Source organism: Streptomyces sp. Rer75 (genome assembly GCF_013414305.1).
In the GTDB taxonomy this organism is placed as follows: domain Bacteria; phylum Actinomycetota; class Actinomycetes; order Streptomycetales; family Streptomycetaceae; genus Streptomyces; species Streptomyces himastatinicus.
On record NZ_CP058693.1, the window covers coordinates 6,798,558 to 6,821,503 of the forward strand.

Here is a 22,946-nt window from a genome sequence, read left to right on the forward strand (position 1 = left end):
CCTGCCACCGCCGACAGCGGGCTCAGACCTCCTCGCGCATCAGCCGCAGATACACCACCGAGAACGCCGCCCCCACCAGCAGCAACAACAGCGCCACCGCCGTGCCGTAGCCGATCAGGGACTTGTTGAACGCCTGGTCGTACATGAACACCGGCAGCGTCTGGCTGCGGTTGCCGGGGCCGCCGCGGGTCATGGCCCAGATGAGGCCGAACACCGACAGCGTCTGCAAGGTGTTGAGCATCAGATTGGTGCCGATGGAGCGGCGGATCATCGGCAGGGTGACGTGCCAGAAGCGACGGAGACCGCCCGCGCCGTCGACCTCCGCCGCCTCGGTGATCTCCTGGGGGATCTCCGACAGGGCGGCGGAGTACACGAGCATCGAGAAGGCCGTACCGCGCCAGACGTTGGCGAACGAGACGGCGAGGATGGGCAGGGTGTACAGCCAGTTCTGGGACGGCAGGCCCAGCCCGTCCAGGAGTGCGTTGAGCGTGCCCTCGCGGCGGAAGAAGGCGTACAGCAGGAAGCCCGCGACGATCTCGGGGACGACCCAGGCCGCGACCACGACCGCCCCGATCAGCGTGCGCACCGGCCTGGACGCGCGCCGCATCAGGGCGGCCAGGGCCAGGCCCAGGGTGTTCTGGCCGAGGAGGGAGGAGACGACCGTGAAGACGAGGGTGAGGACGACCGCGTTGCGGAAGTCGTCGTCCCCGAAGGCGCGGCGGAAGTTGGCGAGGCCGGTGAACTCCGTGGTGGAGGTGCCGGTCAGCTGCATGTCGGTGAAGGCGATGTAGCAGCAGTACGCGATGGGCCCGCCGAGGAAGAGCAGCAGCAGGACGGTGGCCGGGGCGAGCGGGAGCCAGCGCAGGGGGCGGCGCCCCGCCCCCAGGCCCCGGCGCGGCACCCCCACGGCTGGCGCCGCCTTGGTCGCGGTGGTCATCCGCCCACGGCGCCGTCGGTGATGGACTTCAGCTGCTCGTCGTACGCCTTCGCGGCGCCGCCCGGCGAGGAGTCACCCGCGGTCGCCGCCTCCATGGCCTCGCCGATGGCCGAGGAGACCTGGGGGTAGACGGGGAGCGCCGGGCGGTAGTGGGTGTACTTCACCAGGCCGGTGAAGAAGCGGATGCCGGGCATGGAGGAGAGGTATTCCGGGTCCTGCGCGACGTCCTTCCGGACGGCGATCTGGGCGTTGATGATGTCCCACCGGACCGCGTTCTCCTTGGTCTGGAACTGTTCGATGAACTTCCAGGCCAGGTCGGGGTTCTTGGACTTCGCGCTGATCGCCAAGGTCCAGCCGCCGGACATGCTGACCTTGCCGGGCGCCTGGCCGTGCTGGGTCGGCATCGGGGCCTGGCCGAGGGTCTTCGACCACTCGGGCCACGGCTTGCCGCCGGTCTTCAGCCAGTTCTGGCCGAGCCAGGAGCCGTCGAGGGCGATGGCGAGCTTGCCTTCGGGGAGCCATTCGCTGAAGACGGTGGTGCCGACGTTGGGGTCGAGGGCGTCGGAGATGTCCGGGCCGAGCTTCTGGCCGTACACGGTCTTCAGGAACGCCAGGGAGTCCCGGAAGCCCTGGCCGCCGGTGACCCACTTCTTCGTCTTCGGGTTGTAGAGCGGCTCGTCGCCCGCCGCACCCGTCCCGTACAGCAGCATCTCGAAGCCCTGCATGACGGAGGTCTCGCCCGGCGCCTTGCCGGTGTACACGTTGAGCGGGGTGACACCGGGGACCTTCTTCTTGATCGTGCGGGCGGCCTCCAGGATGTCGTCCCAGTTCTTCGGCGCCCAGTCGGCGGGCAGCCCGGCCTTCGCGAAGATGTCCTTGTTGAACCACAGCCCGCGGGTGTCGGTGCCGTCCGGGACGCCGTACGTCTTGCCGTCCTCGGCCTTGGCCGCCGTCTTGGCCGTGTCGACGAACTGGTCCCAGCTCTTCCACTTGGCCAGGTAGTCGTCGAGCGGCCGCAGATAGCCCGCCTTGATGTCCGCGTTGATCCGGAAGGTGTCCTCGTAGACCAGGTCGGGGGCGGTCTTCGGGGACCGCATCATCTGCTGGACCTTGGTGGCGTAGTCGTTGTCCTGCGCCTGGATCGGGAGCAGCTTGACCTTCTTGCCGGGGTTCGCCTTCTCGAACTGCTTCTTCACCGCGGCGAGGTGGTTGTCCTTGAAGCGGATCTTGTTGTCGGTGCTGCGGTTGTACGCGACCTTGACGGTGTCCGGGTCGCTGCCCGAGCCGCCACCGCAGGCGGTGAGCCCGGCGGTGGCGACGAGGGCGGCGGCGGTGAGGATCAGTGGGGCGGTGGTGGGGCGCACGGCACGACCTCCTTGCTGGCCTCTATGGCCTGCGGGCCGACCGTAAGGTCGCCTTCAACGCAAGGTCAATCCCCGTGAAGCGGGATGTGGTTGGCGTGCCGGGCGCTCGAAAGCGGGTTCCATGGAGGGAAGTTCAGCCCGTGTAGCCCGCGAGCGCCTTGGTGAAGTCGTACGTCCCCTGGTTGATGCCGCTGCACGCGTCCGCGTCCGTGCCGGAGCCGCACTTGCGGTCGCGGTTGAGGGACCAGAAGCTGACCCGGGCCAGGTGGTGGCTCTTGGCGTACGAGATCATGGAGTTGAAGTTCGCCAGGGTCACCGTCTCGCCCGCGACGTCCGTCTTGCCGTTCATCGAGGAGAAGCCGACCTTGCGGTAGGCGGCGTCGGAGGAGAGGCCGTAGGCGCTCGCGACGGTGTTCTTCAGGCCGTCGACCGCCGTCCTGGTGGCCGCCGCCATGTCGACGGAGCCCTGTCCGAAGTCGAACGGCATGACCGCCCAGCCGTCCACGTCGAGCCCGGCCTTGGCGCCGCGCTTGACCAGGTCCTTGCCGTTGGCGTCGGGCCCGGTCGTGGTGGTGCCGAAGGTGACGTAGACCTTGATGCCGCTGTTCTTCTGCTTGACGGTCTTCAGCGCGTCGATCACCCGCTGCCGGACCGTCGCGTTCTCGAACTCGGTCGACTCGATGTCGATGTCGATCGCCTTGAGCCGGTACGCGTCGATGACCTTCTGGTACGCGGCGGCGAGCGCGGAAGCGGACGAGCACTTCTCGCCGAGCTTGTTGCCGCTCCAGCCGCCGAAGGAGACGGTGACGTCGCCACCGGCCGCGCGGATGGCGTTGATGGTCGACTGGTCGGTGCCGCCGGTGAGGGCGCGGGAGCCGTCCCACTTGGGGGTGCAGCCGCCGTCGGAGAGCATGAACGCCATCGTGAACTGCCTCGTGCCGGTCGCCGACATCACGTCCGTGGCCTTGGGCGGACTGCCCCAGCCGAGGTAGAGGTACGGGCCGGTCTGGCCGATGGCCGCGGCCGCCGCGGCGTGGGGCGAGGGGGTGGCCTGGGCGGTGGTGGCCGCGCCCGTGGTGAGCAGGGCGACCAGTCCGGTGGCCGCGGCCAGGGTGCGTCTGTGGCGGCGCCGGGGGAGCTGATGCATGACGGACATCCTCCTGGGGGTGAGGGGAGGGGTGCGGCTGAACGCTAGCGAGCCGCCATGACCACGACAAGATGCGGATAGGAAACTTTCCTAATGATCGCCCGGGAGGCTTGCTCGGCGACCGCAGAGGCAGGCGTTCAGTGCTCGCCGAGGCAGGCGTTCAGTGCTCGCTGAGCCAGCGGTAGACCAGCTCCGGGCGGCCGATCGCTCCGTAATGCGGCGTGCGGGCGGCGCGGCCCGCCTCCACCAGGTGCTCCAGATAGCGGCGCGCGGTGATCCGTGAGATCCCGACCGCCTCCGCCGTCGCCGCCGCCGAGACGCCGTCCTCGGCGCCGCGCAGCGCCTCGGTGACCGCCTGGAGGGTGGCCTGGGTGAGCCCCTTGGGCATCGCGGCGGGCTGCGGCGCGCGCAGGGCGGCCAGCGCCCGGTCCACCTCGTCCTGCCCGCTGGCCTCGCCCGCGGTCGACCGGAACTCGGCGTACCGCTGGAGCCGGTCGCGGAGGGTGGAGAAGGTGAACGGCTTCAGTACGTACTGGACGACCCCGAGCGAGACCCCGTCCCGGACCACGGCGAGGTCCCGGGCCGAGGTGACGGCGATGACGTCCGCCCCGTTCCCGGCCGCGCGCAGCGCCCGCACCAGCTGGAGGCCGTGCCCGTCGGGGAGGTAGAGGTCGAGCAGGATCAGGTCGGTGGGGGTGCGCTCCAGCAGCCGCTGGGCGTCACCGCCGGTGCGCGCGGTGCCGACGACGGCGAATCCGGGGACGCGCTCGACGTACATCCGGTGCGCGTCCGCCGCGACGGGGTCGTCCTCGACGACGAGCACCCGGATCGGCTCCGGGGTCGGGGTCGCCGAGTTCGCCTGCGGCGGGCTCATGGCGGGTTTCCTCTCGGGGACAGGGCGGGGCGTGGCCGGGCATGCCGGGGGACGGGCAAAAGCTCGGGGGCCCAATTTACGGAGCGTAATGAAGAGTGGCCAGGGTTACGGCCCTGTGAATCCGCCGTGCGTGGTCATCGGTGCCCGCCCGGCCCGGGTGCTCATGATGCGGGGGCCGCCGTGGCGAGCGGCAGGCGGACGGTGAACTCGGCGCCCGAGCCGGGCGCCCCGGCCACGTCCACGGTGCCCGCGTTGCGCCGTACGGCCTGCTGGACCAGGGCCAGCCCCAGCCCGCGGCCCGCCGACTTGGTGGACCAGCCGCGGCGGAACGCGTCCTCGGTCGCCCCCGGGTCGAGCCCCGCGCCGGTGTCCGCGATGTGCAGGGTCAGCTCGCCGTCGTCCGCGCGGACGGTGACCGTGACGCGGGCGCTGCGGGCGGCGCCGCTGCCCACGCCCTCGGCGGCGGCGTCGATCGCGTTGTCGACGAGGTTGCCGACGATGGTCACCAGGTCGCGGGCGGCGAGGCCGGGCGGCAGCAGGCCGTCGTCGATGCGGCTGTCGGGGGTGAGGACGAGTTCGACGCCGCGCTCGCTGGCCTGGGCCGCCTTGCCCAGCAGCAGCGCGGCCAGCACGGGTTCGGCGACGGCCGCCACCACCTGGTCGGTGAGCGCCTGGGCCAGCTCCAGTTCCGCGGTCGCGAACTCGACCGCCTCGTCCTCCCGGCCCAGCTCGATCAGCGAGACGACGGCGTGCAGCCGGTTGGCCGCCTCATGGGCCTGGGAGCGCAGCGCCTCGGCGAAGCCGCGTACCGAGTCCAGCTCGCCGGACAGCGCCTGGAGCTCGGTGTGGTCGCGCAGCGTGACGACCGTGCCGCGCTGTTCGCCGCTGCTCACCGGGGAGGTGTTGACCACGACGACCCGCTCCGCGGTCAGGTGCAGTTCGTCCACCCGCGGCTCGGTGGCCAGCAGGGCGCCGGTGAGCGAGCTGGGCAGGCCCAGCTCGGAGACGTAGGCGCCGACCGCGTCCCCGGACAGCCCGAGCAGTTCCCGGCCGCCGTCGTTGATGAGCGCGATCCGCCGCTGCCCGTCCAGCATCAGCAGCCCCTCGCGCACCGCGTGCAGCGCCGCCTCGTGGTAGTCGTGCATGCGGCTCAGCTCGGTGGCGTTCATGCCGTGGGTGTGGCGGCGCAGCCGGGCGTTGATGACGTACGCGCACAGGCCCCCGGCGGCGAGCGCGCCGACCGCGACGCCGAGCAGGGCCAGCAGCTGGCGCCGCACCTGGGCGCTGATGGTCTCCACCGTGATCCCGGCGCTGACCAGCCCGGTGATCCGCCCCCCGGCCCGCGCGTCGCGCACCGGGGCGACCACCCGCACCGACGGGCCGAGGGTGCCCGTGTACGTCTCGGGGAAGATCCGGCCCCGCAGCGCGGGCTCGATGTGGCCGAGGTAGCGCTCCCCGATCCTGTCCGGATCAGGGTGTGTCCAACGGATACCGCGCGGGTTCATGATGGTCACGAAGGTGACGCCGGTGTCCCGGCGCACCTTCTCCGCATACGGCTGGAGCCGGGCACTGGGGTCGTCGGACCGTACGGCGTCGGCCACCGAAGGGGAGTCGGCGACGGCAGCGGCGGCGGCCGTGGCCTGGCTGCGCGCGGCGGCCGTGGCCTGGTCGCGGTCGGTGATGTACGCGAAGACGGCGCATCCCGCCACCAGGGCGGCGACCAGCACGACCTGCATCGCGAAGAGCTGGCCGGCCAGGCTCCGCGGGTGGGGGATGCGCATGTCCATCAGTCTGCACACGAATCTTTGTGTGAACGAAATGAACGGAAGGGTGACCCCCGTCACAGCCGTGGGGCATAGTCGCCGGAACCGTTCAAGGCGGTGTGCGAGCCGCACACGGTACAGCGCCGGGACAGTTGGACGGCCGAAGAGAAGGAGGCAGCACCGTGGCTGCGGAGATCACGCCGCCCGCATCGGGACGTACAGAGCCGGAGCGGCCGAAGGCGAAGAAGAAGGAAAGGATCCACTACCTCTACCTCGCCGTGATCGGCGCGGTGGCGCTGGGGATCATCGTGGGCTTCGCCGCCCCCGACACGGCGGTCGAGCTGAAGCCCATCGGCGAAGCCTTCGTGAACCTGATCAAGATGCTGATCTCGCCGATCATCTTCTGCACGATCGTGCTCGGCGTCGGATCGGTACGGAAGGCCGCCAAGGTCGGCAAGGTGGGCGGGCTGGCGCTCGGCTACTTCATGGTGATGTCGACCGTCGCGCTCGGCGTCGGCCTCATCGTCGGCAACATGCTGGACCCCGGCAGCGGGCTGCACTTCACCCAGGAAGTGGCGAAGGAGGGCCAGAGCCAGGTCGAGAGCGGCGCGAGCGAGGGCCTCTCCGAGTTCGTGCTGGGCATCATCCCCACCACCCTGATTTCCGCGTTCACCTCGGAGCAGGTGCTCCAGACCCTGTTCGTCGCCCTCCTCGTGGGCTTCGGCCTCCAGGCCATGGGCAAGTCCGGTGAGCCGGTGCTGCGCGGCATAGGCCACATACAGCAGCTCGTCTTCAAGCTGCTGTCGATGGTCATGTGGCTGGCCCCGGTGGGTGCCTTCGGCGCGATCGCCGCGGTGGTCGGCGAGACCGGTCTGGACGCGCTCAAGGCGCTCGCCGTCATCATGATCGGCTTCTACGTCACCTGCATCCTCTTCGTGTTCGTCGTGCTCGGCGCGATCCTGCGCCTGGTGGCGGGCGTGAACCTGTTCCTGCTGCTGAAGTACCTGGCGCGGGAGTTCCTGCTGATCCTGTCGACGTCCTCCTCGGAGTCCGCGCTGCCGCTGCTGATCGCCAAGATGGAGCACGCGGGCGTCAGCCGCCCGGTCGTCGGCATCACCGTGCCGACCGGCTACTCCTTCAACCTGGACGGCACCGCGATCTACCTGACCATGTCGTCGCTGTTCATCGCCGACGCCATGGGCAAGCCGCTCGCGATCGGCGAGCAGATATCCCTGCTGCTGTTCATGATCGTCGCCTCCAAGGGCGCGGCCGGTGTCACCGGCGCGGGCATGGCGACCCTCGCGGGCGGTCTCCAGTCGCACCGTCCCGACCTGGTCGGCGGTGTCGGCCTGGTCGTCGGCATCGACCGCTTCATGAGCGAGGCGCGCGCCCTCACCAACTTCGCGGGCAACGCGGTCGCGACCGTCCTGGTCGGCACCTGGACCAAGGAGATCGACAAGGACCGGATGACGGAGGTCCTCTCCGGACGGCTGCCCTTCGACAGCGAGGCATTCGCTTACCAGGGCGGCGGCCACGGCCCGGCCGCCGAGGACTCCGAGGGCGCCGACACCAAGGCGTTCCCCGAGCAGCGTGACGGTGACACGGCCAAGGAGCACGTGCCTGCCTGACACCCCACGCCCCTGCGGCCCTGCCCTCCTGAATCGGGGCAGGGCCGCGGTCGTGTTTCCGCCCGGGGCACTTCGAGGAGTGGTGTCCCGCGTCCTCCCCCCGTGGCAGGACACGGGACACCGGCACAGGGAAGGGCGGGTCAGCCCTCTCCGTCCGCCGCCGGACGAAGCTGTTCCGGGAGCGCGGTCCATTCGGGGCCGCCGTGCCGGGGTTTGATCCACGCGATGTTGCCGCCGGCGTCGATGTACGCGACGCGGCCGATGGTCTCGCGCTCGATGTCGTAGACGAGATCGCCTATCCGGGGTCTGCGGCGGGTGTGTCCGGCCGTGGTCATGACGCCAGCGTCCTACGAGCCGCTGATGTACGGCTGATGCCTCGCTGACCTGGCCCCGTGGGTAGGCTGCGGGATTGTCACATGAATCTCTGGTACCGACGGGGGCAGCGCGTGGACGGGACCGGGTTACGCCTCTTGGGGCCCGTGGGGATATGGCGGGACGACCAGCTGCTGGGCCCGACCGCCGCGCAGCAGCGTTCCGTTCTGGCGATGCTGCTGATGGAACCGGGCCGGGTGGTCTCCGTCGACCGGCTGGTCATGGCCATATGGGGCGAGGACCCGCCGGGCTCGGCGCGCAACGCCGTACAGGTCCAGATCTCCAAGCTGCGCCGCATCCTCGCCGCCCTGCCCGAAACCGAACTCACCACCTCCGCCAAGGGCTACTGCCTCACCACCCCGCGCACGGCCGTCGATCTGCACAGGTTCCGGGATCTGGTGCGCGAGGCCCGCACGGAGAACGACGACCGGGCCGCGGAACTGCTGCGCGCCGCACTCCAGTTGTGGCGCGGACCGGCGCTCGCCGACGTGGCGGGCGGCTGGCTGTCCGACACCGTCGGGGCCGGTCTCGAGGAGGAGCGGCGGGCCGCGGTGGAGGAGTGCGCCGCGCTCGACGTACGGGCCGGGCGCCACCACGAGGCCGTCGCGCAGCTGTCCGCGCTGGTCGCCGAACACCCGCTGCGGGAGCGCTCGGTGGCGCTGCTGATGGAGGCGCTGTGCCGGTCCGGGCGGCGGGCCGACGCCCTCGCGCTGTTCCGCGCCACCCGGCAGCGGTACGCGGAGGAGCTGGGCATCGAACCGGGGGAGGAGCTGCAACGGCTCCACCACGAGGCGCTCGAGGCGCGGAGCGGATTCGGGCTCGTGCCCGCCCCCGGGTCGGGGACCGGGCCCGCGCCCGAGGGCCGCGCCGGGTCGGGGCCCGGGTACGAGCCTGGGGATAGCGCCGGTTCTGGCGCCGGGCGCGCCGCCGGAGCCGGACACGAGCCCGGGGCCAGGGCCGGGGACGGCGCGGGGTCCGGGGCCGAGCATGCGTCCGGGGCCGGGCACGGAGCCGGGGCCCGTACCGTTCCCGGACCCGGGCACGCGCCCGGGTCCCGGCCCGCGTCTGGCGCCGGGGGCGCCGCCGGTGCCCGCACCGGTCCCGGGGCCGGGCATGCAGCCGGGGAAGGTGCCGGGTCCGAGGCCGGGCATGTGCCTGGAGCCCGCGGCGAGTCCGGAGCCGGGCACGCGCCCGGGGACCGTACCGCCCCCGGGGCCGGGCACGCGGCCGAGCCCCGTGCCGCGGCGGAGGCGGCCGGGAGCGCGGCCACCGCCCCCGAGGCCGCCCCCGTCGCCATCCCCCAGCAACTGCCGCCCGACGTCGCCCACTTCAGCGGCCGCGAGCGCGAACTCGCCGGGCTGGACGCCCTGCTGCGCACCGGCGCCGCCTCCACCACCGGCCGGTCGCCGACCGCCGCCGTCATCGGGGTGATCGCGGGAAGCGGCGGCCTCGGCAAGACCACCCTCGCGGTGCACTGGGCGCACCGGGTCCGCGACCGCTTCCCCGACGGGCAGCTCTACGTCAACCTGCGCGGCTTCGGCCCCACCGGCTCCGCGATGACCGTGGCCGAGGCGGTCCGCGGTTTCCTCGACGCCTTCCAGGTGCCCGCGCACCGCATACCCGCCACCGTGGAGGCGCAGACCGCCCTCTACCGCAGCCTGCTGGCCGACCGCCGGGTGCTGATCCTGCTCGACAACGCCCGCGACGCCGAGCAGGTACGTCCGCTGCTGCCCGGCTCGCCCGGCTGTCTGGTGGTGCTGACCAGCCGTAACGAACTCACCGGCCTGGTCGTCGCGGAACAGGCCCGGCCGCTGCCGCTGGATCTGCTCGGCCGCGCCGAGGCGCGCGAGCTGCTCGTCGGCCGCATTGGAGCCGAGCGCGCCGCCGCCGAACCGCAGGCCGTGGAGGACGTCGTCACGGTGTGCGCGGGGCTGCCCCTCGCGCTCGCCATCGTGGCCGCCCGGGCCGCCACCCATCCCCGCTTCTGCATCGCGGCGCTCGCCGATGAGCTGCACGACGCCCGCGGCAGCCTGGACGCGTTCGAGGGCGGGGACGCCACCACCGATGTCCGGGCCGTGTTCTCGTGGTCGTACCACACCCTCGGCGACGACACCGCCCGGCTGTTCCGGCTGCTCGCCGTCCACCCGGGCCCGTACATCGCCGCCCCCGCCGCGGCCTCCCTCGCCGGGGTGGACGTACCGCAGGCGCGCAGGCTGCTGAGCAGGCTCACCCGGGCCCATCTGATCGCCGAGCGCAGCCCGGGCCGGTACGCGTTCCACGATCTGCTGCGCGCGTACGCCATGGAGCTGACCCAGGAGTATGACCCGGAGGACGACCGGCGGTCCGCGCTGCACCGGGTGCTCGACCACTATCTGCACTCCGCCATCGCCGCCGGGCGTGCCTTCACCCCGCACCGGGAGCCGGTCGCCGTCGCCCCGGCGCGGCCCGGTGTCACCGTCGAGACGTTCGGCGAACACGCCCAGGCGCTCACCTGGTTCACCCTGGAACACCCGGTGCTGATCGCGGCCCTCCAGCGGGCCGCGGACGCCTCGTTCGAGACCCACGCCTGGCAACTGGCCTGGTCGCTGATGGAGTACCTGGACCAGCTCGGCCACTGGCACGACCAGCGCACCGTCCACCGCATCGCCCTGGGCGCCGCCCACCGCACCGCCGATCCGGCCGGGCAGGCGTACGCCTGCCACGGGATGGGCCTCGCCGATCTGCGGATGGGGCGGTACGACCGGGCCCGCGGCCATCTGCTGCGCTCGCTCAACCTGCACGGCGAGGTCGCCAACCACATCGGCCAGGCCCGCATCCATGTCGCGCTCAACATGACGGCCGAGCGCCAGGGCCGCGACGAGGAACTGCTGTACCACGCCCGGCGCTCGCTGGAGCTGTACCAGGTGGCCGGACACCGCAAGGGCGAGGCGTACGCCCTCAACAACCTGGGCTGGGCGTACGCCAGGCTGGGCGACTTCCAGCAGACCCTGGTGCACTGCGCCCAGGCGCTCGCCCTCCTGCGGGAGGCGGGCGACGGGCGCGGGGAGTCGGCCGCCTGGGACAGCCTCGGATACGCCCACCACCACCTCGGCGACCACCAGCAGGCCATCACCTGCTACCGGCACGCGGTCGCGCTGCGCCGCACCCTGGACGAGCGGGTGCGGGAGGCCGAGTCGCTGCACCGGCTGGGCGACGCCCAGCGGACCGCCGGGGACGTGGCCGGGGCGCGGATGAGCTGGTGCGCGGCGCTGAGCCGCTTCGACGCCCTCGGCCACCCGGACGCGGACCGGGTGCGGGACGAGCTCGCCCGGCTGGGCGAGCCCGGGCCCGACTCCGGTTCCGGAACCGCTAGTTGAAGGGGATGCGGACGAAGGACTGGTTGCCGGTGCCGAGGGTGCTGGCGCCGTTGCCGATGGCGTTCCACACCTCGACCCGGACCTTGCCGCCGCTCATGTTGCCGAGCGAGCCGGTGGCGGATTTGAGGCCGCGGGCCTGGGTGTAGTGCTCGTAGCCCCGGACCGGATCGGTGGCGAAGTACTGGTAGGTCTCGGTGCGGTCCCAGCTGCCGTCGCCCGTGAGGTCGTAACTGACCCTCACCTGCTGCCCGTTGGCGACGGTCGTGCCGGCGTCCACGAACAGGTCGAAGGCCGTCGAGCCGCCGCTGTACGTCCGGGTGATGCCGGACGAGGTGAAGGTCTGCGGCTGGTACGGCGTCCCGTCGTGGTTGGTGCCGCCCGCCGAGGCCAGGGTCGTGGCGCTCGCGGACGAGGAGGCCGCGCCGAGGGCGCCGCCCGTACCCGGGTAGAGCGTGGCGGAGCCGGTGCCGGGGTCGGTGCCGCCGCCGCCCCGGGTCCAGACCGCCACGTAGTCGACGAGCAGGGGGTGGCCGGGGACGGTGGCCGCGGTGGGCGTGGCCGAGCCGTGGACACCGTTCGGGAACGCGCCGCCCATCGCCACGTTGAGGAGCAGGAAGTAGCCCGCGTGGTCGGTCATGTTCGACCAGGTGGTGGCGTCGACCTGGCTCTGGCTGATGCTGTGGAACTGCTGGCCGTCCACGTACCAGCGGAGCTGGTTCGGGGTGGTCGAGCGGTCCCATTCGAAGCGGTAGGTGTGGAACGCGGACTGGCAGCTCGACCCCGGGCAGGCGCGGCTGGCGCCGAGGCCGGTGCTCTCGTTGCAGGCGCCGCCGGGGTTCACCCCGCAGTGCAGCACGCCCCACACGGAGTTGATCCCGTTGACGTTCTCCATGATGTCGAACTCGCCGATGCCGGGCCAGTTCTGGTAGTTGCCGCGGTACGGGCTGCCGAGCGCCCAGAAGGCGGGCCAGTAGCCGAGGGCGGCGGTGCCGGTGACGTTCGGCATCTGGATCCGGCCCTCCATGCGCAGCACACCGCCGGCCGGGGCCTTGAAGTCGGCGCGCTTGGTCTCGATGCGGGCCGAGGTCCAGTTGCCCGCGCCGTCGCGGAGCGGCGTGATGCGGAGGTTGCCGCTGCCGTCGAGGGCGAGGTTGCTGGTGGAGTCCGTGTAGCGCTGGATCTCGCCGGTGCCCCAGTTGCCGGGGCCGCCGGGGTAGCTGAAGCCGGTGTCGATCTGCCAGTTGGTGGCGGAGGGGAGGGTGTTCGCCGCGCCGGTGAAGTCATCGCTCCACTGGAGGGCCCAGCCCGACGGCGTGGGTGGCACATCGGCCCGTACGGACGTGGCGCCGAGGAGGGCGACGGCGGTGGCGGCGAGTGCGGCTAACGCCGATCGGAGGGCGGACCTGAGGGGGGATCTGCGTCTGCGGGGGCGCATGGACGTACCTCCTGAAGGGGGGGTGAGAGCGCTCTCACCCCTCTTTAGGCGTGTCCACGTCAGTCGTCAACCTCTTGAACGCACCCTTGTGCGCCGTGGGTCAGGCCGGGCGCAGCCAGATCGTGGCCAGCGGCGGCAGCACCGGCAGGAGGCTGGCCGGGCGGCCGTGGGCGGCCGTCGGCTCGGCCTTGAGCGGTTCCGGATTGAGGACGCCGCTTCCGCCGTACCGCTCGTCGTCGGTGTTCAGCACCTCCCGCCACAGCGGGACCGTGTCCGGTACGCCCACCCGGTACGCATGCCGCACCACCGGTGAGAAGTTGCTGACCGCCAGCAGCGGGGAGCCGTCCGCGTCGAACCGGAGGAACGCGAACACGTTGTCCTCGTGCCCGTCCCCCTCCACCCACGCGAACCCCTCCGGCACCGTGTCCCGCTGCCACAGCGGCGGCGTCGCCGCGTACACGCGGTTCAGGTCGCGGACCAGGTCGCGCACGCCCCGGTGGTCGGGTTCGGCCGAGTACGAGGGGTCCAGCAGCCACCAGTCGGGGCCGTGCCGCTCCGACCACTCCGCGCCCTGCGCGAACTCCTGCCCCATGAACAGCAGTTGCTTGCCCGGATGCGCCCACATGAAGCCGAGGTACGCCCGGTGGTCGGCGCGCTGCTGCCACCAGTCGCCCGGCATCTTGCTCACCAGCGCCCGCTTGCCGTGCACCACCTCGTCGTGCGAGATGGGCAGGACGTAGTTCTCGCTGTACGCGTACACCATCGAGAACGTCATCTCATGGTGGTGGTACTTCCGGTGCACCGGCTCGTGCGCCACGTACCCCAGCGAATCGTGCATCCACCCCATGTTCCACTTCAGCCCGAAGCCGAGCCCGCCGAAGCCGCTCGCCCCCACGTGGTGGGTGGCCCGGGTGACGCCGTCCCAGGCCGTGGACTCCTCGGCGATGGTCACGACGCCCGGGCAGCGGCGGTAGACCGTCGCGTTCATCTCCTGGAGGAACGCCACCGCGTCCAGGTTCTCCCGGCCGCCGTGCGCGTTGGGCGTCCACTGGCCGGGCTCGCGGGAGTAGTCGAGGTAGAGCATGGACGCCACGGCGTCGACGCGTAGACCGTCGATGTGGAACTCCTCGCACCAGTAGACCGCGTTCGCGACCAGGAAGTTCCGCACCTCCGTGCGGCCGTAGTCGAATTCGAGCGTCCCCCAGTCCGGGTGCGCGGCCCGCAGCGGGTCGGACGGCTCGTACAGCGGCCGCCCGTCGAACTCCGCCAGCGCCCACGCGTCCCGCGGGAAGTGCGCGGGCACCCAGTCCACCAGCACCCCGATCCCCGCTTGGTGCAGCGCGTCGACCAGGTACTTGAAGTCGTCGGGCGGGCCGAGGCGGGCCGTCGGCGCGTAGAAGCCGGTCACCTGGTAGCCCCAGGAGCCGCCGAAGGGATGCTCGGCCACCGGCATCAGCTCGACATGCGTGAAGCCGAGATCCTTGACGTACGCGGGCAGCTGCTCGGCGAGCTGCCGGTAGGTCAGCCCGGGCCGCCACGACGGCAGGTGCACCTCGTACACCGAGAACGGCAGCTCGTACACCCGCCCGCCGTCCCGCCGCGCCATCCAGTCGCCGTCGCCCCAGCGGTGGTGCGAGGCGTGCACGACCGACGCCGTCGCGGGCGGGCACTCGGTGCGCCGCGCCATCGGGTCCGCGCGCAGCGTGCGGCTGCCGTCGGGACGGGTGATCTCGAACTTGTACAGCGCGCCCTCGCCCACACCGGGCACGAACAGCTCCCACACGCCGCTGGAGCCGAGCGAGCGCATGGGGAACCCGGTGCCGTCCCAGTAGCAGAAGTCCCCGGTGACCCGGACCCCGCGCGCGTTCGGCGCCCACACGGTGAACCGCGTCCCGGCCACCCCGTGGTGCGTCATCGGCTGCGCGCCGAGCGCCCGCCACAGCTCCTCGTGGCGGCCCTCGCCGATGAGGTGCAGATCGAGTTCGCCGAGGGCGGGCAGGAAGCGGTACGGGTCGTGGACCTGCACTTCGGCGTCGTCGTACGCCACGAGCAGCTGATAGTCGGGGATGGCGGTCAGCGGCAGCACGCCCGAGAACAGCCCGTCCCCCTCGGCCCGCAGCCGTGCCCGCAGCCCGTCGGCGGTGACGGTGACGGCCCGCGCGTACGGGCGCAGCGCCCGGAACCGGACGCCGCCGCGGACGGGGTGCGCGCCGAGGAGCGCGTGCGGGTCGTGATGCGACCCGGTCAGCAGCCGCTGCCGGTCGCCCTCCCCGAGCGGACTCGCGGCCCGCACCCCGTGGTCGTCGTACGGCCCGGGGTCGGGCGCGGGAGCGGGCGGCCGCGGCGCGGCGGCGGGCGCGGGCTCCGCCGCCCGCGGCGCCCGCGGCTCGGGCGGCGCCCCGTACGACGGCCGCGAGGCGGGCTTGATGCCCGCGGACTCCGGCGAACGGGGATCCCGCCGCGGGGACGCGGACTCCCTCAGCCCGGCTTCGACGTCGGGGCCGGTGGCCGGGGCCGCGGGTCCGGGCGCGTCCGCGCGCGGGCGCTCCGCCCGGGCGGCTCGGCCGGGGAGGAACGTGGGCGGGACCGCCGGGCCCGTCCTGGTGCCGGTGGCGGCCGGGTCGGGGCCCGGGCCCTCGTCGGACGGGTGCTGGCCGGACGGCGGTCGTGCGGTCACGGGGTGGTCCTCCCGGGGGTGTCGGAGGCGGGGTATTGGAGGGGTATCGGCGGGGGGTCAGCGGACGGCGGCGGCCAGTCGGCGGATCGCGGTCATCGGGACCGGCAGCCAGTCGGGGCGGTGACGGGCCTCGTAGAGGACCTCGTACACCGCCTTGTCGGTCTCATGGGCGCGCAGCAGCTCCGGCTCGTCGCGCGGATCCGTGCCGGAGGCTTCCGCGTACCCCGCGCAGTAGGCGTCACGCATGCGCCCGGCCCAGTCCTGCGGGGTGTCGTGGCCGCCCACGGCCGCCGCGTAGTCGAAGGAGCGGAGCATTCCCGCGATGTCGCGGACCGGCGGCTGCGGGCGGCGGCGTTCGGCGAGCGGACGGGACGGCTCGCCCTCGAAGTCGATGAGCGACCACTGCCGTTCCGCCGTCAGCAGGGCCTGCCCCAGGTGCAGATCGCCGTGGATGCGCTGGGCCGCCCAGGTGCGCCCGGTGCGGCCGAGGGCGGCGACGTCCTCGTACGCGGCGTGCAGCGCGGCCCGGTACGGCTGGAGCGCGGGCACCGCGGCGGCGGCCGAGTCGAGGCGTTCGCTCATGGCGGCCGCGAGGTGTTCGATCTGCGGGCGGCGCAGTACGGAGACGGGGAGCGTACGGGCCATCGCGAGGTGCACCTCTGCGGTGGCGTGACCGAGGGCGTGCGCGGCGTCGGTGAAGTCGGCGCGCACGGCGAGGGCGTCGAGGGCGAGCTGCCAGCCGTCGGTGGAACCGGCGAGGTAGGGCTGGAGGACGCCGAGGGTGAACGGCTCCGAACGCGGACCGGGGCCCTCCGGCGGTGGGGCGGCCTCGAACCAGGCGGCGGGGGCGGGCACCCGGGTGCAGCCGGTGCGGGCGAGGGCGAGGGGGAGTTCGAGGTCGGGGTTGGTGCCGGGGCTGACCCGCCGGAAGAGCTTGAGGATGAACGTATCGCCGTACACCACCGAGGAGTTGGACTGCTCGGCCGTCATCAGCCGGGGCGGCAGGATGGAGGGGATGGCGCTGGAGGGTTCGCGTACGAAGCGCAGCGGGTCCAGACGGCCGGGGACGCGGAGCCGCTCCAGGAGGAGCGAGGCGAGGCGGGGGTCGGCCAGCGCCTCGTACACGGTACGGCCGTCCAGCGGGCCGCCGCTGGGGCGGCCGATGAGCGCCGGGGCGAGGGAGGGCGGCAGGGTCGTGCGGACGCCGAGCAGGATCTGGTAGCAGTCGCTGGCGGCCGCACCGCGGCGGTGACCGCAGCCGAAACCGTGGCGGTGGCCGGGCGGTTCCGGCTGCTGGGCGCGGATGAGCAGATGGAGTAAGCCGGGCGTCGTGCCGCCCGGCGGGCTGGGCAGTATCTCGGTCGCGGAGACGAGGGCGAAGCCGGTGACGGGGCGGCCCTTGCCCGCGAACCAGCGCTGTCGGGGGAGCCACTCGGCGAGCAGCGGCGCGAGCGAGCCGAGCAGCCCGGCCCCCGGCCCGTCCGGGCCCCGGGCCGCCGTGCTGGCGGCGGCGGTTGATGCGGTAGCGGTCGGCGGGTGGTGTGCCCCCCGGGAGAATGAAGCTTCCGGCATGGCGTCGCGTCCTTTCCCCGGGCACACGACAGATCAGGGCAAAGTGTCCCGGATTGCGGCATTGACTGTGCGACGGTGCGGGACGTGTCGGGCGAGGATCGTCCGTACGGTGAGTACGGAGTACGCGATCGGCTCCGCCGGTGGCGGTAGTAGTCAGAGTGCCCATGAACCCATGACGAAAACGCCGCCCCCACCCAAAGGGCCACTTTCCCCCACCCCACCCCTCCCCGAACCGGGGCTGTCGCCCCCGCCCCCACCGTGGCTCCGCCCCGGACCCCGCCTGAGGGCTGCGCCCCCGGCCCCGTGGGGCTGCGCCCCTGGCCCGTCCCGGGCCCCGGAGGCGCGGGGGGCCGGGGGTGGAGCCACCGGGGTCGGGGAGGGGCGGGGTGGGGGACAACTCCCCCGGACCCCCGGAGAGGCCGGGGTCAGAGTGGCGGGCGGGTGGGGGTGGGGTCGGCGCGGCGCAGGCGGAACCAGTAGAAGCCGTGGCCCGCCAGGGTGAGCAGGTAGGGGAGTTCGCCGATGGCGGGGAAGCGGACGCCGCCGATCAGCTCGACCGGGTGGCGGCCCGCGAAGGACTGGAGGTCCAGCTCCGTGGGCTGGGCGAAGCGCGAGAAGTTGTGCACGCACAGCACCAGGTCGTCCTCCCCGTCCCGGGTCCGCGGGGCCTCGCGGAGGAAGGCGAGGACGGCGGGGTTGGAGGAGGGCAGCTCGGTGAAGGAGCCGAGCCCGAAGGCCGGGTTCTGCTTGCGGATCTCGATCATCCGCCGGGTCCAGTGGAGCAGCGACGAGGAATTGCTCATGGCGGCCTCGACATTGGTGACCTGATAGCCGTACACCGGGTCCATGATCGTGGGCAGGAAGAGCCGCCCCGGATCGCAGGAGGAGAAGCCCGCGTTGCGGTCGGGGGTCCACTGCATGGGGGTGCGCACGGCGTCGCGGTCGCCGAGCCAGATGTTGTCGCCCATGCCGATCTCGTCGCCGTAATACAAAATCGGCGACCCGGGCAGCGACAGCAGCAGCGCGGTGAACAGCTCGATCTGGTTGCGGTCGTTGTCCAGCAGCGGGGCGAGTCGGCGCCGGATGCCGATGTTGGCGCGCATGCGCGGATCCTTGGCGTACTCCGCGTACATGTAGTCGCGCTCTTCGTCGGTGACCATTTCCAGGGTCAGCTCGTCGTGGTTGCGCAGGAAGATGCCCCACTGGCAGCCGGACGGAATCGCGGGGGTCTTGGAGAGGATCTCCGAGACGGGGTAGCGCGATTCGCGGCGCACCGCCATGAAGATGCGCGGCATGACGGGGAAGTGGAAGGCCATGTGGCATTCGTCGCCGCCCGCCTCGTAGTCGCCGAAGTAGTCGACGACGTCTTCCGGCCACTGGTTGGCCTCGGCCAGCAGCACGGTGTCGGGGTAGTGGGCGTCGATCTCGGCGCGGACGCGCTTGAGGAGCTGGTGGGTGCGGGGGAGGTTCTCGCAGTTGGTGCCCTCCTCCGCGTACAGATACGGCACGGCGTCGAGCCGGAATCCGTCGATGCCGAGGTCTAGCCAGAAGCGCAGGGCGGCCAGTACTTCTTCCTGGACGGCCGGGTTCTCGAAGTTGAGGTCCGGCTGGTGCGAGAAGAAGCGGTGCCAGTAGTACTGCTTGCGTACCGGATCAAAGGTCCAGTTGGACGTCTCGGTGTCGACGAAGATGATGCGGGCGTCCTGGTACTGCTTGTCGTCGTCGGCCCAGACGTAGTAGTCGCCGTACGGTCCGTCCGGATCGGTGCGGGACTCCTGGAACCACGGATGCTGATCGCTGGTGTGGTTCATGACAAAGTCGATGATGACGCGCATGCCGCGCTGGTGCGCGGCGTCCACGAACTCGACGAAGTCGGCGAGATCCCCGAACTCCGGTAGCACGGCCGTGTAGTCCGAGACGTCGTAGCCGCCGTCGCGCAGCGGGGAGGCGAAGAAGGGCGGCAGCCAGAGGCAGTCGACGCCGAGCCACTGGAGGTAGTCCAGTTTGGCCGTGAGTCCCTTGAGGTCTCCGACGCCGTCGCCGTTGCTGTCCTGGAAGGAGCGCACCAGGACCTCGTAGAAGACGGCGCGTTTGAACCAGTCGGGGTCACGGTCCTTGGCGGGGGTGTCTTCGAACTTGTCCGGTACGGGCTCGTTGACGATCATGTTGTGGGTGACCCTCCGATCGGTGAGGACGGTCGCAGGGAGAGCACGTGCGCGGGAGCCATGTCACGCCCAGGCTCCAGGCGTACGTAGTTGTCCCTGCCCCAGTGATAGGTCTCGCCGGTGAGCTCGTCGCGCACCGGGACGGACTCGTGCCAGTCGAGGCCGAGTTCCGGCATGTTCAACGAGACCGTCGCCTCCTGGGTGTGGTGGGGGTCCAGGTTGACGACGGTGAGCACGCACGAGTCGCCCGTGCGCTTGGAGTAGGCGATGACGGAGTCGTTGTCCGCGTGGTGGAATCGCAGGTTGCGCAGCCGGCGCAGGGCGGGGTGCCGCCGGCGCAGCCGGTTGAGCCGGGTGATGAGCGGGGTGAGCGTCGTTCCCGTACGCTCCGCGTCCGCCCAGTCGCGGGGGCGCAGCTGGTACTTCTCCGAGTCCAGGTACTCCTCGCTGCCGGCGCGCAGCGGGGTGTTCTCGCACAGCTCGTAGCCCGCGTAGACACCCCAGGTGGGGGAGAGGGTGGCGGCGAGGACGGCCCGTACCGCGAAGGCCGGGCGGCCGCCGTCCTGAAGGTAGGCGTGCAGGATGTCGGGGGTGTTGACGAAGAAGTTGGGCCGCATCCAGGCGGCCGCGTCCCCGGACAGCTCGGTGAGGTAGTCGGTCAGCTCCTGCTTGCCGTTGCGCCAGGTGAAGTACGTATACGACTGCTGGAAGCCGATCATGCCGAGCGTGTTCATCATCGCGGGCCGGGTGAACGCCTCGGCGAGGAAGATGACGTCGGGGTCGGTGCGGTTGATGTCCCCGATCACCTTCTCCCAGAAGGCCACGGGCTTGGTGTGCGGGTTGTCGACCCGGAAGATCCGCACGCCGTGGGACATCCAGAACCGCAGCAGCCGCTCGGTCTCGCGGACGAGGCCGGGGAAGTCGGCGTCGAAGGCGATGGGGTAGATGTCCTGGTACTTCTTGGGCGGGTTCTCGGCGTACGCGATCGTCCCGTCCGCGCGCCGGTGGAACCACTCGGGGTGCTCGGTGACCCAGGGGTGGTCGGGCGAGCACTGGAGCGCGAAGTCGAGCGCCACCTCCATGCGCAGCTCGTGCGCCCGGGCGACGAAGTGGTCGAAGTCGTCCAGGGTGCCGAGGTCGGGGTGGATCGCGTCGTGGCCGCCGTCCGGGGAGCCGATCGCCCAGGGGGAGCCGACGTCGAAGGGGCCCGCGGAGAGCGTGTTGTTGGGGCCCTTGCGGAAGGCGGTGCCGATGGGGTGGACGGGCGGCAGATAGACGACGTCGAACCCGGCGGCGGCGACCGCGGGCAGCCGCTCGGCGGCGGTGCGCAGCGTGCCGCTGACCGGGCGGCGCCCCTCGATCACCTTGGCGCCCTCGGAGCGCGGGAACAGCTCGTACCAGGAGCCGAACAGTGCGCGCTCCCGCTCGACCTGGAGCGGCATCGGGCGCGAGGCGGTGACCAGTTCGCGCAGCGGATGGCGGTCGAGGGCGGCGGTGACGTCGGGGGCGAGGGCCGCGGCGAGCCGGTCGGCGACCTGGCGGCGCTCGTCGCGCAGCCCGTCGACGGCGCCGAGCACCGCCTCCCGGCCGTCGTTCTTGGGCACTCCGGCCGCGGCTCTCTCGTGCAGCCGGGCGCCTTCCTCCAGCACCAGGTCGGTGTCGATCCCGGCCGGGACCTTGATCCGGGCGTGATGGCGCCAGGTGGCGACGGGGTCGCTCCACGCCTCGACCGTGTACGACCAGCGGCCGGGCGCGGTGGGGGTGACCTCGGCGCCCCAGCGGTCGGTGCCGGGGGCGAGTTCGCGCAAGGGGGTCCACGGCCCCGACCGTCCGGCCGGGTCGCGGAGGACGACGTTGGCGCTGACCGCGTCGTGGCCCTCCCGGAACACGGTGGCACTGACCTCGAAGGTCTCGCCCACCACCGCCTTGGCGGGGCGGCGGCCGCAGTCGATCAGCGGACGGATATCCAAAAGGGGAATACGACCGATCATAGGATCACCTGACGGCGTTGCGGGCTGATGTGCGGAGGGCGCTTGATGGTCGGCGGCGGCCTTTGTCCTTTGTATAGGCTTTACCGCCGGGCGATGGGTTGCGGGCATGACAGCTCCTGTCCGCGTTCACTCTGGTGGGCGGATGGGGTCGGCCATGGGGGGCGCGTTCGGGAAGCCTTCCCACCGGACACCGGGAGACAATCCGGGTTCCCGTTAACTACCGGTTCGTAACGCGGGGTGCATGGCTCGGCCCCGCGCGTATCCGTGCGGGGCCGATGATATGAACGCAATCTCGGGTTGTGTCAGATGCTCCGTTCACCAGATGCTCCGTCAGTCGCCCGCGCGCAGCAGCCGGTTCGGCGAACCGCGGCCCGCGTTCCGTACCGCGCCCTTGGCCGCCTCGGCCGCGAGCGCCGCGCTCACCCGGGCCGGGGTCGCCGAGCGGTGGGCGGCGAGGTAGAGCGCCGCCGCGCCCGCGACATGGGGCGCCGCCATCGACGTGCCCGACAGCGTCGCCGCCGCCGTATCGCTCGTGGGGGACGCCGACACGATCCGGTCGCCGGGCGCGAACAGGTCAACCGCCGGGCCCCAGTTGGAGAACGGCGCGCGGCGGTCGGCCCGGTCCGTCGCGCCCACCGTGATCGCCTGGGGCACCCGGCCCGGCGAGAACGAGCCCGCGGACCGGCCCGCGTTGCCCGCCGCGACCGTGAAGGTGAGACCGGCGCGCACCCCGGCCCGTATCGCGGCGTCCCACTCCGGGACCGGCCCCGCGATCGCCGACCCCAGGCTCAGATTGACCACCGACGGCTTCCGGGCGTGCCGCAGCACCCAGTCCAGACCGGCCAGCACCTCGGCGCTGGTGCCCTCCCCGCGGTCGTCCAGCACCCGTACGGCGACCACGTCCGCCCGCTTCGCCACCCCGTACTGCGTGCCCGCGGCGGTCGCGGCCACATGCGTGCCGTGGCCGTTGCCGTCCTGCGCCACCGGGTCGTCGTCCACGAAGTCCCAGCCGGAGCGGGCCCGGCCGCCGAAGTCCCGGTGACCGGTGCGCACACCGGAGTCGATGACGTAGATCGTCGTCCCGCGCCCGCCGCCGGCCGGTGCCGTGTACGCCCCGTCCAGCGCCGCCCCGGCGGGCTGGTCGATGCGGTCCAGGCCCCACGACGGCGGATACGGCTGGGTCGCGGTGGCGGCGGTGCTGCCGCGCAGGGACACCTCGGCGTCCCGCGTCACCGAGGCGACGCCCGGGTCTGCCGCGAGCCGTCTCGCCTGTGTCTCGTCCGCCCGTACGGCGAAGCCGTTCAGCGCCCTGCTGTACGTACGGCGCACCATCGCCCCGTACCGCTCGACGATGCCCCTGCCCTGCCCGGATTCCGCCGATGCCCCCCGTTGCAGCGTCACGATGTACGTGTGCTGCCCCGCCGCGCCCGCGGCCTGTGCGGGCAGCGCCCCGCCCGCCAGCACCACCGCGGCGGCGGCCAGCGCCCCGGCCGTGCCGAGGCGGCCTCTGCTTCTCCTGTGCGCCATGGACGTTCCCTCCCCGGCCCTCCCCGTACGCGAGGGCGCCAGGGTCTCGTGGGGCGGGGACCCCGACAAGTGCGCATCGGGGGGCGGAACCGGCGCTGTTCCGCCCCATGGGGACGCGCCGCGCCCGTCCCCGGTGAG

14 protein-coding genes are annotated in these 22,946 nt (G+C 72.3%); 2 read left to right on the plus strand and 12 right to left on the minus strand.

Annotation, left to right across the window (positions count from 1 at the left end):
• Nucleotides 1-22: 22 nt before the first annotated feature.
• From HYQ63_RS29385 to HYQ63_RS29405, 5 genes are all read right to left on the minus strand, one after another.
• Nucleotides 23-937 carry a carbohydrate ABC transporter permease gene (locus HYQ63_RS29385; protein ID WP_179936862.1) on the minus strand — a complete coding sequence of 305 codons (915 nt, stop codon included), beginning with the start codon at nt 935-937 and terminating at the stop codon, nt 23-25.
• Nucleotides 934-2,301 carry an ABC transporter substrate-binding protein gene (locus HYQ63_RS29390; RefSeq protein ID WP_179936863.1) on the minus strand — a complete coding sequence of 456 codons (1,368 nt, stop codon included), beginning with the start codon at nt 2,299-2,301 and terminating at the stop codon, nt 934-936. The genes HYQ63_RS29385 and HYQ63_RS29390 overlap by 4 nt, the downstream gene beginning before the upstream one ends.
• A 133-nt stretch (nt 2,302-2,434) precedes the next feature.
• Nucleotides 2,435-3,448, minus strand: coding sequence for a chitinase (locus HYQ63_RS29395; RefSeq protein WP_179936864.1), 1,014 nt, complete (start codon nt 3,446-3,448; stop codon nt 2,435-2,437).
• A 160-nt stretch (nt 3,449-3,608) separates the two neighbouring features.
• Entirely contained in the window at nt 3,609-4,322 is a 714-nt protein-coding gene (locus HYQ63_RS29400) for a response regulator (RefSeq protein ID WP_179936865.1), read from the minus strand.
• A 161-nt stretch (nt 4,323-4,483) separates the two neighbouring features.
• Nucleotides 4,484-6,103, minus strand: coding sequence for a sensor histidine kinase (locus HYQ63_RS29405; RefSeq protein WP_179936866.1), 1,620 nt, complete (start codon nt 6,101-6,103; stop codon nt 4,484-4,486).
• 176 nt (nt 6,104-6,279) lie between these two features.
• Between HYQ63_RS29405 and HYQ63_RS29410 the strand changes: the two genes are divergently transcribed.
• On the plus strand, nt 6,280-7,713 hold the full coding sequence (locus HYQ63_RS29410) for a cation:dicarboxylate symporter family transporter (protein ID WP_373689219.1): 1,434 nt from the start codon (nt 6,280-6,282) through the stop codon (nt 7,711-7,713).
• A 140-nt stretch (nt 7,714-7,853) separates the two neighbouring features.
• Here the strand turns inward: HYQ63_RS29410 and HYQ63_RS29415 are convergent, their stop codons facing one another.
• The gene (locus HYQ63_RS29415) at nt 7,854-8,048 is read right to left on the minus strand and encodes a hypothetical protein (protein WP_179936868.1); all 195 of its coding nucleotides are present in this window, start codon (nt 8,046-8,048) and stop codon (nt 7,854-7,856) included.
• Nucleotides 8,049-8,192: 144 nt separating this feature from the next.
• Here HYQ63_RS29415 and HYQ63_RS45695 point away from each other — a divergent pair, with 144 nt between their 5' ends.
• Nucleotides 8,193-11,441: an AfsR/SARP family transcriptional regulator gene (locus tag HYQ63_RS45695; protein WP_306664846.1), complete on the plus strand. Its 3,249-nt coding sequence runs from the start codon at nt 8,193-8,195 to the stop codon at nt 11,439-11,441.
• Here the strand turns inward: HYQ63_RS45695 and HYQ63_RS29425 are convergent.
• From HYQ63_RS29425 to HYQ63_RS29450, 6 genes are all read right to left on the minus strand, one after another.
• Nucleotides 11,434-12,876 (minus strand): glycoside hydrolase family 16 protein, encoded by a 1,443-nt coding sequence (locus HYQ63_RS29425; RefSeq protein WP_179936870.1) that lies wholly within the window; start codon nt 12,874-12,876, stop codon nt 11,434-11,436. The genes HYQ63_RS45695 and HYQ63_RS29425 overlap by 8 nt on opposite strands.
• A 100-nt stretch (nt 12,877-12,976) precedes the next feature.
• Nucleotides 12,977-15,553 carry a 1,4-alpha-glucan branching enzyme gene (gene glgB / locus HYQ63_RS29430; RefSeq protein WP_373689155.1) on the minus strand — a complete coding sequence of 859 codons (2,577 nt, stop codon included), beginning with the start codon at nt 15,551-15,553 and terminating at the stop codon, nt 12,977-12,979.
• A 57-nt stretch (nt 15,554-15,610) separates the two neighbouring features.
• Nucleotides 15,611-17,125, minus strand: coding sequence for a maltokinase (locus tag HYQ63_RS29435; RefSeq protein ID WP_179936871.1), 1,515 nt, complete (start codon nt 17,123-17,125; stop codon nt 15,611-15,613).
• A gap of 425 nt (nt 17,126-17,550) precedes the next feature.
• Nucleotides 17,551-19,290 carry a maltose alpha-D-glucosyltransferase gene (gene treS, locus HYQ63_RS29440; RefSeq protein WP_179936872.1) on the minus strand — a complete coding sequence of 580 codons (1,740 nt, stop codon included), beginning with the start codon at nt 19,288-19,290 and terminating at the stop codon, nt 17,551-17,553.
• Complete coding sequence (locus HYQ63_RS29445) at nt 19,287-21,281, minus strand: alpha-1,4-glucan--maltose-1-phosphate maltosyltransferase (protein ID WP_179936873.1); 1,995 nt, start codon at nt 21,279-21,281, stop codon at nt 19,287-19,289. Before HYQ63_RS29445 ends, treS begins: the two co-directional genes overlap by 4 nt.
• Before the next feature lie 330 nt (nt 21,282-21,611).
• Nucleotides 21,612-22,808 (minus strand): S8 family peptidase, encoded by a 1,197-nt coding sequence (locus HYQ63_RS29450; RefSeq protein ID WP_179936874.1) that lies wholly within the window; start codon nt 22,806-22,808, stop codon nt 21,612-21,614.
• Between the last annotated feature and the right edge of the window lie 138 nt (nt 22,809-22,946).